Source organism: Clostridium sp. CM042, from assembly GCF_055080995.1.
Genome location: NZ_CM143646.1, coordinates 227832 through 247091, shown reverse-complemented (window position 1 = coordinate 247091; position 19260 = coordinate 227832). Strand labels below are relative to the sequence as shown.

General features: G+C 31.3%; 14 protein-coding genes. All 14 read right to left on the bottom strand.

The genetic code is table 11. The features are described from left to right. Nucleotides 1-16: 16 nt before the first annotated feature. The 14 genes from ACWJJ7_RS01275 to ACWJJ7_RS01210 all read right to left on the bottom strand — a co-directional run bounded on the left by ACWJJ7_RS01275 (nucleotide 17) and on the right by ACWJJ7_RS01210 (nucleotide 19081). Nucleotides 17-4339 carry a PolC-type DNA polymerase III gene (locus ACWJJ7_RS01275; RefSeq protein WP_462963577.1) on the bottom strand — a complete coding sequence of 1441 codons (4323 nt, stop codon included), beginning with the start codon at nucleotides 4337-4339 and terminating at the stop codon, nucleotides 17-19. A 186-nt stretch (nucleotides 4340-4525) separates the two neighbouring features. Then, a complete protein-coding gene (gene ispG / locus ACWJJ7_RS01270) occupies nucleotides 4526-5575 on the bottom strand; it encodes a flavodoxin-dependent (E)-4-hydroxy-3-methylbut-2-enyl-diphosphate synthase (protein ID WP_462963576.1) in 1050 nt (349 codons plus the stop codon). Between the two features lie 12 nt (nucleotides 5576-5587). Next, on the bottom strand, nucleotides 5588-6625 hold the full coding sequence (rseP, locus tag ACWJJ7_RS01265; RefSeq protein ID WP_462963575.1) for an RIP metalloprotease RseP: 1038 nt from the start codon (nucleotides 6623-6625) through the stop codon (nucleotides 5588-5590). Between the two features lie 14 nt (nucleotides 6626-6639). After that, nucleotides 6640-7800 carry a 1-deoxy-D-xylulose-5-phosphate reductoisomerase gene (gene dxr, locus ACWJJ7_RS01260; RefSeq protein WP_462963574.1) on the bottom strand — a complete coding sequence of 387 codons (1161 nt, stop codon included), beginning with the start codon at nucleotides 7798-7800 and terminating at the stop codon, nucleotides 6640-6642. 437 nt (nucleotides 7801-8237) lie between these two features. Beyond that, the gene (locus ACWJJ7_RS01255) at nucleotides 8238-9044 is read right to left on the bottom strand and encodes a phosphatidate cytidylyltransferase (protein ID WP_462963573.1); all 807 of its coding nucleotides are present in this window, start codon (nucleotides 9042-9044) and stop codon (nucleotides 8238-8240) included. Nucleotides 9045-9055: 11 nt separating this feature from the next. Then, nucleotides 9056-9760, bottom strand: a complete 705-nt coding sequence (locus tag ACWJJ7_RS01250; RefSeq protein WP_462964905.1) for an isoprenyl transferase — start codon at nucleotides 9758-9760, stop codon at nucleotides 9056-9058. A gap of 144 nt (nucleotides 9761-9904) precedes the next feature. Continuing rightward, nucleotides 9905-10462, bottom strand: a complete 558-nt coding sequence (gene frr / locus ACWJJ7_RS01245) for a ribosome recycling factor (protein ID WP_462963572.1) — start codon at nucleotides 10460-10462, stop codon at nucleotides 9905-9907. A 15-nt stretch (nucleotides 10463-10477) separates the two neighbouring features. Continuing rightward, nucleotides 10478-11206: a UMP kinase gene (gene pyrH, locus ACWJJ7_RS01240; protein WP_462963571.1), complete on the bottom strand. Its 729-nt coding sequence runs from the start codon at nucleotides 11204-11206 to the stop codon at nucleotides 10478-10480. A 71-nt stretch (nucleotides 11207-11277) separates the two neighbouring features. After that, a complete protein-coding gene (gene tsf / locus ACWJJ7_RS01235) occupies nucleotides 11278-12198 on the bottom strand; it encodes a translation elongation factor Ts (protein WP_462963570.1) in 921 nt (306 codons plus the stop codon). 113 nt (nucleotides 12199-12311) lie between these two features. Then, complete coding sequence (gene rpsB, locus ACWJJ7_RS01230) at nucleotides 12312-13013, bottom strand: 30S ribosomal protein S2 (protein ID WP_462956106.1); 702 nt, start codon at nucleotides 13011-13013, stop codon at nucleotides 12312-12314. Between the two features lie 251 nt (nucleotides 13014-13264). After that, on the bottom strand, nucleotides 13265-14041 hold the full coding sequence (gene codY / locus ACWJJ7_RS01225; RefSeq protein WP_462964904.1) for a GTP-sensing pleiotropic transcriptional regulator CodY: 777 nt from the start codon (nucleotides 14039-14041) through the stop codon (nucleotides 13265-13267). 224 nt (nucleotides 14042-14265) lie between these two features. Further along, on the bottom strand, nucleotides 14266-16377 hold the full coding sequence (gene topA, locus ACWJJ7_RS01220) for a type I DNA topoisomerase (RefSeq protein WP_462963569.1): 2112 nt from the start codon (nucleotides 16375-16377) through the stop codon (nucleotides 14266-14268). A gap of 47 nt (nucleotides 16378-16424) precedes the next feature. Continuing rightward, entirely contained in the window at nucleotides 16425-17507 is a 1083-nt protein-coding gene (gene dprA / locus ACWJJ7_RS01215) for a DNA-processing protein DprA (RefSeq protein WP_462963568.1), read from the bottom strand. A 50-nt stretch (nucleotides 17508-17557) separates the two neighbouring features. Then, entirely contained in the window at nucleotides 17558-19081 is a 1524-nt protein-coding gene (locus ACWJJ7_RS01210) for a YifB family Mg chelatase-like AAA ATPase (RefSeq protein ID WP_462963567.1), read from the bottom strand. Between the last annotated feature and the right edge of the window lie 179 nt (nucleotides 19082-19260).

The window sequence follows — 19260 nt, the reverse complement described above, 5'->3', positions numbered from 1 at the left end:
GGCTAATTGCATTTAGCTAAAAAAACGACAACTGATTTGTATCAGGAAGTTCTTTTAAACACCCATGATTATCTAACGATTCAATAACTGTTTTGGAAACTTTGCAGCGAATTCTCAAATCTTCTTTTGATATAAACTCCCCTTGAGGTCTTTCCAAAACTATACTTTTAGCAGCATTTTCACCTACACCTTCCAGGCCGCTTAGTGGAGGTCTTATTGAATCATCTTCAATTGTAAATTTAACTGCCTCAGACTTATAAAGATCTACATTTAATAATTTTATCCCTCTTTTATACATTTCAAAAGATAACTCCAGCGCTGTAAGAAGTCCTTTTTCTTTCATCCCTATATCCTTACCCATAGCCGTTAGTTCATCCATTTTAGAACTTATAGCACTCTCGCCTTTTACAATCAAATTAGCATCAAAGTCATCAGCTCTTATAGTAAAGAAAGTAGCGTAGTATTCCTTTGGGTAATAAACTTTATAATATGCTATTCTTACCGCCATCATTACATATGCAACTGCATGTCCTTTAGGAAACATGTACTTTATCTTTTTACATGAGCCTATATACCAATCTGGCACATCATGCTCTCTCATTACTTTCTCATCATCTTCTGTAAGTCCCTTACCTTTTCGTACTTTCTCCATAATAGTAAAAGCAGTCTTAGGTTCAAGATTTTTCTGCATTAGATAAACCATAATATCATCTCTTGTAGAAATACAATCTTTAAGTGTAGTAAATCCTTCTTTAATATAATATTGTGCATTATTAATCCATACGTCCGTACCATGAGAGAGTCCAGAAATTCTAACCAAGTCTGAAAAAGATTTAGGTTGCGTATCTAAAAGCATTTGTCTAACAAACTTTGTACCAAATTCTGGAACGCCGTAACTTCCTACTTCACAGCCCAATTCTTTAATGGTGAGTCCTAGTGCCGTAGGAGATGTAAATAAACTTATAACACTCGGATCTGATAGTGGAATAGTTATGGGGTCGAGTCCTGTTAAATCTTGAAGCATTTTAAGCATTGTAGGATCATCATGTCCAAGAATATCCAATTTTAATAACCTGCCACTTATGGAATGGTAATCGAAATGTGTTGTAATAATATCTGAATTTGGGTCATCAGCGGGGTGTTGTACTGGGCAAAAATTATATATCTCATTGTCACTTGGGACAACCATTATTCCACCTGGATGTTGCCCTGAGGTTCTCTTAACACCAGTACATCCGAGTACTAGTCGTTCTATTTCAGCTTGAGTCACCATAACGTTTTTTTCACTTAAATATTTTTTCACATAGCCATAAGCAGTTTTGTCAGCAATTGTTCCAATTGTTCCAGCCTTAAAAGTATGTCCCTTTCCAAACAACACCTCTGTATACCTATGTATGTCTGCTTGATTTTCACCTGAGAAATTCAAATCTATATCCGGCTCTTTATCTCCTTCAAAACCTAAAAAAGTTTCAAATGGAATATCATGACCATCTTTTTTATATAGTGCACCACAATTCGGGCACTCTTTATCAGGTAAATCAGCACCCGAGCCAATAGATCCATCTAAAAAGAATTCGCTCTTTTTACAATCAGGACATACATAATGAGGTGGAAGCCCATTTACTTCTGTTATATTAGACATATTAGCTGCAAAAGAAGATCCAACTGAGCCTCTCGACCCTACTAAATAACCGTCGGCAAGTGATTTTCCTACTAATTTTTCAGCTATTAAGTAAAGTACAGCATATCCATTATTTATAATAGAGTTTAATTCCTTCTCCAATCTTTTTTCAACTACCTCTGGCAAGGGATCTCCATATATTGAATGAACTTTATCTGATGTCATCTGGCGGATGTCCTCTTCTGCACCTTCTATTTTAGGTGTATAAGTTCCATCGGGTATTGGTTTTATAACTTCTACCATTTCAGCAATTTTATTAGGATTGCTAATTACAACTTCCCTACATTTTTTTTCACCTAGATATGAAAATTCTTTTAACATTTCATTAGTAGTTTTAAAATATAGTGGCGGCTGATCATCTGCATCTGAAAACCCTTTGCCAGCCATTAAAATTTTTCTGAAAACTTCATCGGAAGGTTCTAAAAAATGCACATCTCCTGTAGCAACTACAGGCAAATTATTTTTTTCTCCTATAGCACATATCTTTCTATTAATATCCATTAATTCACTTTCATCTTTTACTGTGCCATTTTTAATCATGAATTTATTATTTAGAAGAGGTTGTATTTCTAAATAATCATAGAACTTCACAATCTTACTAATTTCTTCTTCCGATTTTCCATGTAGAACTTCCTTATACACTTGCCCAGCTTCGCAGGCTGATCCTACTATAAGCCCATCTCTATACTTCTCAATCAAAGTTTTAGGAAGCCTAGGTCTTCTATGAAAATGCTCTAAATTTGAAGCTGAAATAAGCTTGTAAAGATTTTTAAGACCTACTTGATTTCTTGCCAAAATAATCACATGATAAGTATTTGCCTTTTTTATATTAAAGTCGCCTAAAAATTCTTTGTTTAAAGTATCCAAGTCAAAAATGTTTTTTTCTTTAAGTAAACCAAAACAATGTAATAATATTTGTGCAGTAGCTTTAGCATCATCTACGGCTCTATGATGATTTTCCAGGGAGATGCCCAAATGCTTAGCTACTACATTTAGCTTAAATGTTTTAAGGTCTGGAAGTAAATATTTAGCTAAAGGAATTGTATCCATAATTGCATTTTCAAACTTCAAATTCAACCTCTCTGAATTTTTTTTAATAAAAGATGCATCGAAGTCAGCATTATGCGCTACCACTACGCTACCACATGCAAACTCTAAAAATTTAGGAAGTATTTCTTCAATAGAGGCAGAACCCGCAACCATGTCATTTGTAATTCCAGTTAGTTCGATAATTTTATAAGGTATGTCTATTCCCGGATTTACAAATTCATTAAATCTATCTACTATTTTCCCATTTTCAATTTTAACTGCACCAATTTCAGTAATTCTATCATTTTCACTGGAAAGCCCTGTTGTTTCTAAATCAAAAACTACAAAACAATCATCTAAATTCTCATTTTTACTATTAATAACAATTGGTACTCCATCATCTACTAAATAGCCCTCTACACCATATATAACCTTTATTTTATTCTTTTTAGCTGCATCCATAGCTTCTGGAAAAGCTTGTACTACACCATGGTCAGTTATCGCTACTGCGCAGTGTCCCCATTTAGCAGCTCTTTCTACAAGTTTAGCCGCAGGACTTACCCCATCCATTGCACTCATTTGTGTATGCAAATGAAGTTCAACTCTTTTCTCCTGCGCCGTATCCATTCTTTCTATTTTCTTAAGTTTAATTATATCCCTAGCCATTACAACAACTTCTTTTGCGTAGGTATCATAACTTGCTTCTCCTCGCACCTTACAGAAAAGTCCCACTTTAATTTCGTCCATTATCTTTTCTACATCTTTAGGCTTTGGAAAACATTTCACTGTAATTGAACTTGAATAATCTGTAATATAGAATGTAATAATTATTCTACCAGTTTTTGTTTCAATTATTTTTATTTTAAAGATATCTCCACAGACACAGACTATTCCTGAAGCTTCATCTATCTCCTCTATTGCTATGCTCTCACTTTTTATATTTCTTCCCATTATAGTGTTTGCATCAGCTGCTTCATCTTTTCTGTAGCCTGGTCTGCTAAATTTATTCGTTTTATCATTATTTTGATTATTACTTTGAGGTTTATCCTTCTTTTCTGTATTAATATTTTTAATAATTTCTTTTATAATAACTTCATTTTCTTTTTCCTTTTTACCAAAATAATCTTCTTTAGAAAGTTCACTGTTATATTCTAATTTTACCAATGAAGTAACCCCAAACATATCGTTTATAGTATTTTTTATAAGAATTTCTATGTTCTTATCCCTTAAAATTTTGCACATAAAATCATTACCACACTGAATTTTTAGAGTACCGTTCTCAATTATTCTAGAAGATTTAAGTAAACTATCCTTACTTGACGGCTGTGAGGTAGCTATTACATTGACAACATCTACCCAAAACTTATCTTTTATATCTTCTATAGTGGCATTTGATACATCTTTGTAGCAAATTAACTGTATATCCTCAAAACTGCATACTCGTTTTGAAATAATATTTTTGATTAGTAGCTTTTTATTATCATCTATATCCTCTAAAGATTTGATCAGCACCCTTAATTTATTGCTTTTTTTAAGGTATTGAACTCGGAGTACCTTAATATCATCTGCTAATGTTTCTTCATTTAAATTAAAATCATTTTTCAGCATTTCAGCTAAATTTACATTCATTAGTATTCCTCCTGATAAAACATCTTAGGCACATGAAATCATCTCCTGCGGAGCTGCACTATTAACGACTTCAGAAGGAAATTTATACTCCAACTTAAGCTTTCTATTTGTTAGGGTATGTAACTCCCACTTATAGAAGTGGGAGACTTTCCTTCTGAAATGTCGTTAAAATAAATTTGAATGTGCCTATAATTTATCTATCTCGCGAATAAGTTCTTCCACTAAATCTTCTTCTTTAACGGTTTTAATTATTTCACCTTTTTTAAATATGAGACCAACTCCGTTACCTCCAGCTATGCCAATCTCAGCTTCTCTTGCTTCACCGGGGCCATTTACGATGCATCCCATTATTGCAATCTTTATGTTCTTATTGCAACCTTCTAATCTTTTTTCTACTTCATTTGCAATTTTAATAAGATTAATTTGAGTTCTACCACATGTTGGGCATGATACGAATTTAATTCCATCATCTATATAACCTAATGATTTCAGAATTTCTATGCCGACTTTGACCTCGTCTACTACATCCCCCGTTAGTGATACCCTTATAGTATCTCCAATCCCCTCAGCTAAAAGTGCTCCAATACCTATACTTGATTTTATTGTTCCTCTCCATGTAGTTCCAGCCTCCGTAACACCGAGGTGCAGCGGATAATCTACTTTACTTGCTAATAATTTGTAACTTTCAATCATCATGACCACATCTGACGATTTTATAGAAATAACTATGTCATAAAAATTAAAACTTTCAAGTATTTTAATATGTCTTAACGCGCTTTCAACTAATGCTTCTGCGCATACATGACCATGCTTTTCAAGAATATCTTTTTCTAGTGATCCTGAATTCACACCAATTCTAATGGGAATGCCCTTCTCTTTAGCTGCTTCTGCGACTAATTTTATTTTATCGCTACTTCCAATATTACCCGGATTAATTCTTAATTTGGATATTCCGTTCTCAATAGATTTTAAAGCTAGCCTATAGTCAAAATGAATATCTGCCACAAGTGGTATGTGAATTCTTTTCACTATATCTTTAATAGCCTCAGCTGCTTGCATATCTGGCACCGCGCATCTTACAATGTCACAACCTACCTTTTCTAGCTGAAGAATTTGATTTACCGTAGCTTCTACATCTCTTGTGTCTGTATTCGTCATTGACTGTACTGCTATCTTTGAATCTCCACCTATATATACATTTCCAACTCTAATCTTCTTCGTTTTGCGCTCTCTCATAGTCTTCATCTCCTAGAATTTTAGCGGACTAATTATATCCTTGATAACTACTAACACCATAAATGCCATTAAACACATAAATCCAATGTAATTTATAGTTGCAACTTTATTATCATCTAATTTTTTACCTGATATTATTTCAAATAACAACATAAAAATCCATCCTCCATCTAGTGCTGGAAAAGGTATTATGTTGAATATTCCTAGTTGCACACTCATTAATGCAGTAAAATACATTAACGTTGTAATTCCAGATTGTGCTGCCTTTGTTGAATATCTTATTATACTTATTGGTCCTCCAACATCATTAGCTGAAACTTTCCCCTTAAATAAATTGCCGAAAAATTCAAAAATTTGTTTTACAGTATTACCAATTTGATCAAATCCATAAACCACAGCTTCGGCAGGGTTCATTTTTTTCTCATCCATAGAAGGAGCGACTCCTACTATAAATAATTTTTCTTTCACGCTCTTAATGGGTTTAAGAGTGATTTTTTCCACTTTTGAATTTCTGACTATTTCAATAGCCATACTTTCTCCTTTAGAAGTATAAATCTCATTTTGAAGTTGATCCCATCTATTTATATTAGTCTTATTGACCTTAGTGATTTTATCTCCAACTTGTATCCCAGCTTTCATGGCTGGACCATTAGGGACTACTTCCCCTATTATGGGTAATATATATCCTTCTGAAGCGCCTACAATAGCAAATAAAACTACTGCCAAGATTAAATTCATAATTGCTCCAGCAGAAACTATGCTTAGTTTTTGAACTGGGGTTTTATTAGTGAAAGATCTCGGATCATTACTTTCTCCGTCCTCCCCTTCCATCTTAACATACCCTCCAATAGGAAATGCTTTAATCAAATACTCTGTTTCTTTTCCTTTAATTCCAAAAATTTTCGGTCCCATCCCTAAAGAAAATTCACTTACTTTTACTCCATTTAGCTTGCATAGAGTAAAATGGCCTAATTCATGTATTATAATTAAAAGACTAAATGCTAATATAGCCATAATAAAATATGGTATATTTGCTATAATATTACTCATAATATTTTTCCTCCCTACTCTTTATTATAATTATTTCTTACATATTCTCTTACCTTTAAGTCAATTTCTAAAATTTCTTCTAAATCCGGATTAATATTATACTCAAATTTATTCATACATTTTTCTATAATATCTTCTATTCTAAGATACTTAATTTTATAATCCAAAAATAATTCAACAGCTACTTCATTAGCAGCATTCATAATAGCAGGCATATTTCCACCCATTTCACCCGCTTTATAAGCTAATTTAAGACATTTGAACGTATCCATATCCGGTTTTTCAAAAGTTAAATTACCCATATTATAAAAGTCTAATTTATCGATAACAGCATTATTTCTTTCAGGATAGTTTATAGCATATTGAATAGGAAGTCTCATGTCAGCAGAACTCATTTGTGCTATTACACTTGCATCTATGTATTCTACCATAGAATGTATTATACTTTGAGGATGAACTACCACTTGTATATTTTCGTAATCTACACCAAATAACCAGTGTGCCTCTATAACCTCTAGCCCTTTATTCATAAGTGTTGAGGAGTCAATGGATATTTTTCTACCCATTTTCCATTTAGGATGTTTAAGCGCCTCTTCCGGTTTTATTTCTATTAATTGTTGCTTATTTTTGCCTCTAAACGGACCACCTGATGCGGTTATTATTATTTTATTAACAGATTCTGACTTATTACCCTGTAAACATTGAAAAATCGCACCATGTTCTGAATCTACTGGCAAAATATTGACATGATTTTTTTTAGCAGCCTCCATTACTAGTCCACCTGCTGCAACTAGTGTCTCTTTATTAGCTAAAGCAATATCTTTACCAGCATTAATTGCATTCATAGTGGGAACTAAGCCTATCATACCTACAACTGCAGTTACTACAAGATTAACTTCAGATAATGTACTTATATAATTTAGTCCTTCCAATCCCTGCAATATTTTTGTTGAATATTTTTTTAGCATGCAATGTTTTTTAAGTTTTAATGAAGCTCCCTCGTCCATCATGGTAACATATTTAGGTTTAAATTCTTCTATGATGGGTATAATCTTCTCATAATTAGTGTTAGCAGAAATTGCCACAATAGTGAAATTATCAATATCATTTCGAATAACATCTAAAGTTTGAGTCCCTATCGACCCAGTAACCCCTAAAATAGTAATTTTCTTCATGCAACTCTCTCCATTCATGTACTTCTATTATTTATACTTCAAAATCTTGTTTTTTCCTTAAATTTCACACTTATAAATTTCCCTGTTTTTTAGTAACCAATTCTTCTACAGCATTTAATATAACATATTTATCTTCTAAAATAAAGTAACTAGTAATATTTACAAATATATGGGTAATTATTTCACATATATTATATAGTGCTCCTTTTATATTATATTCATTAATCAACGCAGATATTAATATAAAATATAACGCAATTATTATTTTAAACTATTTTACGTAATAATAAAATCATATATTGCCAGCAATGCCAATTCACAACTAATTGTTTATTTGCATTCTGATCAATATATGATTTTATTAAGCACTAAATGATATTAAATCATCTCCTGCGGAGCTGTAATATTAACTTCTTGTACTTTTAGTATATATGAATTTAAATTCCTAATATAAATGTAATATAATAAAATGCTACCACAGACGCAAATAGAATACTATCAAACCGATCTAAAACTCCACCATGTCCCGGAATAAGGCTACTGTAATCTTTGGCTCCTACAAATCTTTTTATAGATGACGCAATTAAATCCCCAACTTGTCCAAAAACACCGCAAAGAACACCAATTATAGCGTAATGATATAATTGAATAGGTACACCATATTTTGAAATAACATAGCCATAAATTGTACACCCTAGAGTACTTCCTAAAAGGCCTCCTATTGAGCCCTCAATTGTTTTATTAGGGCTAACTTTAGGGCAGAGCTTATGTTTGCCACCTTTGCCTAAAAATCTTCCACAATAATAGGCTGACGTATCACAGACCCACGAGCAAATAAATATAATCCAAACTAAATATTGGCCGTAGGTTTTATTGTTTATAAAAACTATAAAACTAAAAAATACTGCCACATATAAAAATCCGAATACAGTGAGAGCCACATCCACTAAATTATAATTTGTATAAATCACCGGAATACATAATAGTAAAAAAATTGTTACTATTAAAATATATACATTAAAACTCGCTGAAAAATCCTTGCCCATATTTAAGTAATATACTATACATAAAATGTATCCTATAATTCCAATTGGCTTATAGTGTTTTTTCCTAGAAACTTTATAGAACTCATACATTCCAAAAAGCGAAAGTACCATTACACTATATTTTAAGTAATCTCCACCTAAAACTAAAAATATTATTAAAGGAGCTAGCATAAGTGCTCCTATATATCTATTATTCATAATTTTCTCCCCTATTTAACCTTTCCAAATCTTCTATCTCTTTTTTGATAATCTAATATTGCACATTTCAATTGCTTCTCATGAAAATCTGGCCAATTAATATCTGAAAACCAAAATTCTGAGTATGCGCTCTGCCATAGTAAAAAATTACTTAATCTTAACTCCCCACTAGGTCTTATTATAAGGTCTGGATCGGGCATTTCTCTTGTATACAAATATTTTGAAAATAAATCCTCAGTTATTTCATTTTCATATATTTTTTTATTAGTTAAATCTAAAAAAATTTCTTTTACAGCATCTACTATTTCGTTTCTTCCACCATAATTTAAAGCTAGATTTAAAATTAATCCCTTATTATTCTTTGTCCTTTCATAAGCAGAGTTTAATTCTGTTATGCATATCTGTGGTAATTTTGATATGTTACCAATAGAATTGATAACAACATCATTGGCGTTTAATTCCTCGAACTCATTTTTTAAATATTCTACTAATAATTTCATTAGAGCATCCACTTCTTGTAAAGGCCTATTCCAATTTTCAGTTGAAAATGCGTATAATGTTAAATATTTAACCCCTAATTTGTTGCATTCTTTTACAATATTTCTTATTGCTTCTACTCCAGCCTTATGTCCAAGTGCTCTCGGCAAATTACGTTCCTTAGCCCATCTACCATTTCCATCCATTATAATTGCAATATGCTCAGGTATTCTCGACATATCTAACTCAATATTATTACTTATACTTTTATTTTTTTTAAAAAAAGCGAATAATTTTTTCAATAAAATTCCCTCCTTTTTATTAGTTATATTATAATCTTAAATAGAACCTGCATAACTGCAGGTTCTATTTAAAATTATATACTAAACGGCCATTATTTCTTTTTCTTTAACTTCTATTAATGTATCTATTTCTTTAATAAATTTATCTGTTTCTTTTTGGATTATATCTTCTGATTTTTTAGCTTCATCCTCAGTAATTTCGGTGTTTTTTTTCAAAGCCTTAATTTTATCATTAGCATCTCGCCTGATAGATCTTATAGCTACTTTAGCATCTTCTCCTGTTTTCTTCACAGTTTTAATTAAAACTTTTCTTGTTTCTTCAGTAAGTTCAGGAATAATTAATCTAATTGCTGAGCCATCACTTGATGGGTTTAATCCTAAATCAGATTTCAATATAGCTCTTTCTATATCTTTCATAGAAGATTTATCCCATGGCTGAATAAGTAACACTCTAGGTTCCGGTGCTGAAATGTTAGCTATTTGATTTAATGGCATAAGACTTCCATAACATTCAACATGAATCCTATCTAGCATTGTAGCATTTGCTCTCCCTGCTTTCATACCTGAAATCTCATGTTTTAAAACAACAATAGTTTTATTCATTTTTTCATCAGCAATACTAATAATTTGTTTAATCATAGAATTCCCTCCATTTTATACTGATTCTTTAGCACAATCTGAAACTAAAGTACCAATTTCTTCTCCTAAAATTGCTTTTTTTATGTTTTCTGGATTATCTAGTCCAAAAACTAATATAGGTATATTATTGTCCATACATAATGATGTAGCTGTAGAATCCATAACTTGTAGCCCTCTTTCAAGAACATTAAGATAAGTAAGTTTATCAAACTTCTTTGCATCATTATACTTATGAGGATCCTTATCGTAAACTCCATCTACTTTTTTAGCAAGTAGAATTACTTCAGCTTCTATCTCTGCTGCCCTAAGTGCCGCTGTTGTATCTGTTGAAAAATATGGATTGCCTGTACCAGCTGCAAATATAACAACTCTACCTTTTTCTAAATGTCTCATAGCTCTTCTTCTTATAAATGGTTCTGCTACCGCCTTCATCTCAATGGCAGTTTGCACTCTAGTATTTACTCCTATATTTTCCAAAGAGTCTTGAAGTGCTAATGCATTAATACAAGTTGCCATCATTCCCATATAATCTGCAGTAGTCCTGTCCATGCCTTCGCCACTTCTACCACGCCATATGTTTCCGCCTCCAACAACTATGCCTACTTCAACACCTAACTCAACCAATTCTTTTATTTGAACCGCTATCTCATTTGTAATTTCAAAGTCTATTCCAAATCCTTTTTCACCAGCTAAAGCTTCTCCTGAAATCTTTAACATAACTCTTTTATATTTAGCAACCTCCATAAACATTATACCTCCAGATTTATAGTATTACTTATTTTAAAAAAGAGAACACGTAGTGTTCCCTTTAATTGTTATTTACCCTGTACTTGTCTTTGAACTTCTTCAGCAAAGTTTTCTTCCTTCTTTTCTATACCTTCTCCTCTTTCAAATCTTACATATCTTGTTATCTTTATGTCAGCACCAAGTTTTTTAGATTCTTCTTGAAGATATTTTTTAATAGTATAGTCAGCATTTTTAACCCAAACTTGTTCAAGCAAGCAAACTTCTTTATAATATTTATTTACTCTACCCATAACCATTTTTTCAATGATTTTTTCTGGTTTTCCTTCGTTTATTGCTTGTACTCTGTATATTTCTTTTTCTTTTTCTAAGGTTTCACTATCAACACAAGTGTTATCTAAGAATAAAGGACTAGCAGCTGCAATTTGCATTGCAACATCTTTGGCAATCTTAATTAATACATCATCTTGTTTTGCGCAAGCGAGTTCTACTAAAACACCTATTCTTCCACCACCGTGAATATAGCTTTGAACTATACCATTTTCAATAGAAAACTTTTGAAATCTTCTTACAGACATGTTCTCGCCCAATTTTGCTATTAAAGCTGTTACGGCATCCGTAATAGTCATTGCTTCATCAGCTATGTATTTTTCAGAAACTAATTCATCAATAGTAGTTGAAGTAGTTTGTGCTGCTTGCATTGTTATGTTTTTTGCTAAAGTAACAAAATCTTCATTATCAGCAACAAAATCTGTTTCGCAATTAACTTCTACAACAGATCCAACTTTCATATCATCTGAAATATATGAGCTTACTAATCCTTCTGCAGCTATTCTTCCAGATTTTTTTGCTGCTGCTGCTAAACCTTTTTCTCTTAAAAGTTCAACTGCTTTATCTACATCACCGTCTGTTTCACTTAGAGCTCTTTTACAATCCATCATACCGGCTCCAGTTTTTTCTCTTAACTCTTTAACCATACTTGCACTAATCATTATTATTTCCTCCTATTCCTATCTAATTTAAAAGGTAAATGAAAGAATTAACTTTCACCTACCCCCCCAACTGTTATATCAATAATTATATTATTAGATAAATATAGTTACTATTATTCAGCTAATTGTTCACCTTGTCTGCCTTCTATAATAGCATCAGCTAATCTTTCAGTTATTAATTTAACTGCTCTTATAGCATCATCATTACCTGGAATTACATAATCAACTTCATCTGGATCACAGTTTGTGTCAACTATTGCAACTACAGGAATTCCAAGAATTTTAGCTTCAGAAATTGCATTCTTTTCTTTTCTTGGGTCTACAACAAATAGAGCTCCAATTTTGTTTGCATCCATGCTTCTGATTCCGCCTAAATTCTTTTCTAGTTTTTCTCTTTCATTTAGAAGGTGACTAACTTCTTTTTTTGGAAGGACTTCAAATATTCCGTCTTCTTCCATTTTAAATAATTCTTCTAATCTTTGTATTCTTGTTTTAATTGTTTTAAAGTTTGTTAACATTCCACCTAACCATCTATTGTTTACAAAATGCATTCCTGCTCTTACTGATTCAAATTTAATAGCTTCTTGAGCTTGTTTTTTTGTTCCTACAAACAGAACATCCTTACCTTCTTCAGATACAGACTTTATGAAATCATATGCGTCATCGATTTTTCTAACCGTTTTTTGTAAATCGATAATGTATATACCATTTCTTTCTGTAAATATGTATGGTGCCATTTTAGGATTCCATCTTCTAGTTTGATGTCCGAAGTGAACACCTGCTTCTAATAATTGTTTCATTGAAATAACTGCCATTAATAATAACCTCCTTGGTTTTTACCTCCATCACCATCATCTTATTGAAGTCCAAATATCGGAACCCTTCCATAATCAAGCAATGTGTGTATTTTCTTACCTATGTAGTATATCACAAGGTGATAATGTATTCAATATTTTTTTTAATAAAATTGAAAATACACCTTATTTTTAAAATACTTGTCTCATATATATTTATATTTTAATAATAAAAAACAATTTAAGGCAGAACAAAATTGCTCTGCCTCAAATTATTTTATTTTTTTAAGCTCGTCAATTAGTTTCTCATTTAATATTTTGATATGAGTACCTTTCATTCCAAGTGATCTTGATTCTATTACTCCTGCACTTTCAAATTTTCTGAGTGCATTAACAATAACAGATCTAGTTATTCCAACTTTGTCTGCTATTCTAGATGCTACTAACAATCCTTCAGTTCCATCTAATTCATTGAAAATATGTTGCACAGCTTCTAGTTCAGAATAAGATAGTGTTCCAATAGCAAGTTGTACTACTGCTTTTTTCCTTGCTTCTTCTTCTATCAAATCATTTTTAGCTCTCAAAATCTCAAGTCCAACTATAGTAGCACTATATTCAACTAAAACTAAATCATCGTCTGTAAACTCTTTATCAAATCTTGCAAGTAAAAGAGTACCTAATCTTTCTCTGTTACCATTTATCGGTACTATGGTGGATAATTTATTTTCTATTGAGCACTCCTTATTATCTTGGAATACACAAATATTTTTATTCGTAAGATTAGCCCTTGTTTCATTGACATTAAGCAAGCTGTCATTGTAATTTTCCGGGAATCTCATGGTTTTTATAATTTCATCCTTTACGATTTCACATTCAAATCCGCTTGATAAATTATAACCCAATATTTTTCCTCTTCTGCTAATAATATATACATTACATTGCAATACATCGCTTAACAAATTACAAATATCATCAAAAACTACTGGCTCTGTTCCTGATTTTTGCAATATTTTATTTAACATTCTTGTTTTAGCTAATAGTGACACAATATTCCTCCTCATTTATGTTATAAAACACAATCTATATTATTTAATCCATTTCATAAAGCTATCTTGATCTAGCATAAGTAAAGTTCAAAACATTTCAAATTTTTAGAATTGTTCCTTCTCCATTTAATACTATCACAACATTCATGCTATATCAACAGCGTTTTTTAAATTTCGACATTATATTTATTAATTTCTAGTAAGTCATTTAAATTATTGTATAAATTTTACTTTCCTTCACCGCTCTCTTCACTATTTTCTTCAACTTTATATTCCTTATGTTTACATTCTTTATTAGAACATTCCATATAATCGCCTTTAGTCTTACTATATCTTTTTAACATATATGTACCACACTCAGAACATTTTATTTCTGTAGGCTCAAACCAACTTACAAAATCACATTCTGGATAATTACTGCATCCAAAAAATTTAGTTCCTTTCTTACTTCTTCTTTCTAAAATTTTTCCACCACATTTAGGGCATGGAAGTTCTAGTTCTTTAGTAATTGCTTTTGTGTTTTTGCATTCTGGGTAGCCAGGGCATGCCATGAAATCGCCAAATCTCCCATGCTTTATTACCATTAACTTACCACATTTATCACATTCTACGTCTGTAACTTCATCTTCTATTGTGATTTTAGCTATCTCTTTCTCAGCAATTTCAATATCTTTTTTTAATGGTGTAAAAAATTCATTAACTATATTTTGCCATTTTTCCTGTCCTTGTTCTATATAATCTAAATTATTCTCCATTTGTGCTGTAAATTCAATATCCACTATCTGTTTAAAGTATTCACTTACAATGTTATTTACGATATTTCCTATTTCTGTAACTTCTAAAGTCTTTTGGTCTTTTTCTACATACTTTCTATTTAGAAGAGTTGTAATAATAGGTGCATAAGTACTAGGTCTTCCTATGCCATTTTCTTCTAATGTTTTTACAAGAGATGCCTCAGAAAATTTAGCAGGAGGCTGAGTAAAATGCTGTTTTCCCTCGTTTTTTTCACATTGTAGAATATCGCCTTCATTCAATTCTGGAATTTTTAAAGTATTTTCTTCTTCATCTAGTTCTTCATCATAAATTTTTCTGAATCCATCGAAGGATACTTTAGATCCCGATGCCTTAAACACATAGTCTCCATTTACTATATCAATAGATATAGTATTTAGTAAACATGATTCCATTTGACTTGCTACATATCTATTCCAAATTAATTTATATAGTTTGTATTGTGGAGCTTTAAGAGTTTTTTTTGCTATCTCTGGCGTTATTTCAACATAAGAAGGTCTAACAGCTTCATGAGCATCTTGTATGCTTTTTTTGCTTTTATATATTCTAGGGGTACTCGGATAGTATTGCTCACCATATTTACTCTCAATAAATTCTTTCGCATTTATTTGAGCTTCTTCAGCTATTCTAGTAGAATCAGTTCTCATATATGTAATTAATCCCACTGTTCCATGTCCTTCTATCTCCATACCTTCATATAATTGTTGCGCAATAGACATAGTTCTTTTAGTCGCAAAATTAAGTTTTCTATATGCATCTTGCTGCAATGTACTTGTTATGAATGGCGGCAGTGGTTTTCTAGTCTTTGATGATTTCTTTATTTTGCTTATAATGAATTCTTTTTCCTTAAGTTCATTAATGACATTATCACTTTCTTCCTTAGAATTCATTTCAACTTTTTCTTTACCCTTAAAGACTAATTTAACATTTAATTTCTGAGAATCTCCTTCTTTGTACAGCTCGCATTCTATAGTCCAATACTCTTTGGTTACAAATTTTTCTATTTCCTTTTGTCTGTCACAGATTATTTTAAGTGTAACTGATTGAACTCGTCCTGCACTAAGTCCCCATTTAACTTTTCTCCAAAGAATAGGACTAATTTCATATCCAACCAATCTATCAAGTATACGCCTTGCTTGTTGGGCATCCACAAGCGTTGCATTTATTACTTTTGGAGACTTTATAGCGTTTTTAACAGCTGCTTTGGTTATCTCATTGAATTCTATCCTACACTTATCTTTTTCATCTATTTTTAAGGCTTTTGCTAAATGCCAAGCTATAGCTTCACCCTCTCTATCAGGATCTGTTGCCAAATAAATTTTGTCGCTTTTTTTTGCTTCTTTTCTTAGTTTCGAAAGGAGTTCTCCCTTACCACGGATAGTTATATATTTAGGTTCATAATTATTTTCTATGTCAACCCCCAATTGGCTTTTTGGCAAATCTCTAACATGCCCCATGGACGCCTCTACTACATAACTACTTCCTAAATATTTTTTTATAGTTTTAGCTTTAGCCGGCGACTCAACTATAACAAGTTTTTGTCCCATCTTATCCCCTCCATCAATGTATTCTAATATAGTTAATATATATTTACTTATATTTTGTCATTTACTTTTACATAATAGTTTCCTGATAGACATAATATTTCATTTTTAATCTGCATTTCAAATAATACCTCATATAATTGTTTTATGTCAATGTTAGTTGTTCTAATAATATCGTTTATATGTAGTGGACTATCATTTATAATGCTATATACTTCTTTGTTAATTTGACTATTAAAAGACTTCACAGTTATTTTTTTTTGATTTTTCATCTCTATTCCCATTAAATTAAATATATCATCAGAACAAGTCATAGGGTATGCTCCATCCTTAATTAATTTATTTGTTCCTTTGCTTTCATATGAAAATATAGAGCCTGGCACAGCCATAACATCTTTACCTTGTTCGAGTGCTAAATTTGCAGTAATTAAAGATCCACTTTTTTCACCAGCCTCAATTACAATAATAATATCACTGAGAGCGCTTATTATTCTATTTCTTTGAGGAAAGTTGTAAGCATGTGGTGGTGTTCCTGGTAAAAACTCTGATATAACAGCACCTTTTTCAATTATTTTATTGAAAATTTTAAGATTTTGTTTTGGGTATACTATATCTAATCCCGAACCTAAAACTGCACAAGTATAGCCTTCGTTCTCCAAACAACTTTCATGGGCAAAAGTATCAATGCCCTTAGCCATTCCGCTAATAATATTAATATTATTAGCACATAAATCTGAGCATATAATTTTAGTAACGTCCTTACCGTAATTTGAATATTTCCTTGAACCAACTATAGAAACATTATATCCATCTTCTAATGGCAATATGTTTCCTTTATAAAATAATGCAAATGGTGCATCATCATAATTTTTTAATTTTTTAGGATATTCCTCTTCTAAATAAGTAACTGATTTTATTTCATTAACCTCTAATTTTATTTTTACCTTATCAATTTCACTTTCATTCCAAGCATCTGCAAGTACGTCAATCAAATTATTTTTAAAATATTCTGTTTTTTTATTATGTACACCATAATACCATATTTTTTCTGTATTATGAAAATCATTTATTAATTTCAGTTTATTTTTAGGGGATAATTTAACTAAAGAAAACCATATATCATAGTCATTCATTTTTTTACTATACCTCCACTAACTTAAATTTAATTTTTTAATATTACGAATTAAACTATCTTTTCATCTATAAATTTTCTATATTGCATAGCTTCAATTATATGTTTATCTAAAATATTCTCACTTTCATCTAAATCTGCAATAGTCCTTGCTACCTTAAGAATTCTAGAATAAGCTCTCGTACTTAGCTTAAATTTGTTATACATTAATTCCATGATTTTACTGGCTTTATTATCTAAATGGCAGTACCTTTTAATTAGCTTTTGGCTCATCTCTGCATTACAGTGAATTTCTTCCGATCTAAATCTTTTTTCTTGAATATCTCTTGCTACTTCTACTCTTTTTTTAATAACATTAGATTTTTCACTACTTTTCCCACTAGCTATTTTATTATAAGGTAGAGCATTTACCGCTGTAAATATATCAATGCGGTCGAGTAGTGGGCCTGATAATTTACTCAAATACCTTCTTCTTTCATAATCACTACAACTACATCGCTTCTCATAAGATCCGTAATATCCACAAGGACATGGATTTAAAGCACTTACAAACATAAAGTTTGATGGATATTCTACGGTTCCATTTATTCTTGAAATATTAATTTTTCTATCCTCTAAAGGCTGTCTTAGTATTTCTATTACATTTTTTTTAAATTCTAATATTTCATCTAAAAACAATACTCCTTTATGTGCTAAAGAGATTTCTCCAGGTATTAACTTATTTCCACCACCAACCAAAGCAATTCGTGATATAGTATGATGCGGACTCCTAAACGGTCTTTGCAGAATAATCCCTCCATTATCACCAAGATTTCCAGAAACACTATAAATTTTAGTAACCTCAAGTGATTCCTCTTGACTTAAAGATGGTAGTATAGTAGGAATTCTCTTAGCCATCATCGATTTACCTGAACCAGGTGGACCATACATGAGTAAATTATGATTTCCCGCAGCCGCTACTTCAATAGCACGTTTTGAGCTTTCTTGCCCCATAACGTCTTCATAATCTAACTCTTCATTTATTAATATTTCTAAATCATTGCTCTGCTTATAGGGCAATAAGTCCTTATAAGTTAAAAAACTTACTACTTGATTTAAATTATCTAAAGGAAATATCTTTGCAGATTTAACAAGACTACATTCTTTTGCATTGTTACTAGGAACAATAAATTTTTCAATTCCGTTTTCTATTCCTTCCATAACTACAGGTAATGAGCCTCTTACTTTCCTTAACTTTCCAGACAAAGATAATTCTCCGATAAAAAGATAATCGTTAATATCATTAACAATTATTTGTTTAGTTGCCAGAAGTATCCCTATAGCTATAGGCAAATCAAATAGAGAACCTTCTTTTTTCAGATCTGCTGGTGCTAAATTTATAGTTATTCTATTTACTGGAAAATCAAACCCTGAGTTTAGTATTGCAGAACGTACTCGCTCCTTTGATTCTTTAACTGCAATATCTGCAAGTCCAACAATGTTTAAAGCAGGTAACCCGCGAGTGATATCAATTTCAACAGTAACTATAACCCCTTTAATTCCTGTAAATGCGGCAGACATAATTTGTATTGCCATATTATCACCTTAACCCTTATTATTTCTTATTACTTCTATTTCATAATTATTGACAAAATAATTTTCTGTAAACTCATTATTCATAGAATTTAGTTCATTAAAGCTTTTTATTTTAAGCAAAAAAACAAAAAACACAGGCAGACTAACTTACCTGTGCTATAATTCGGGTTGAATCTTAC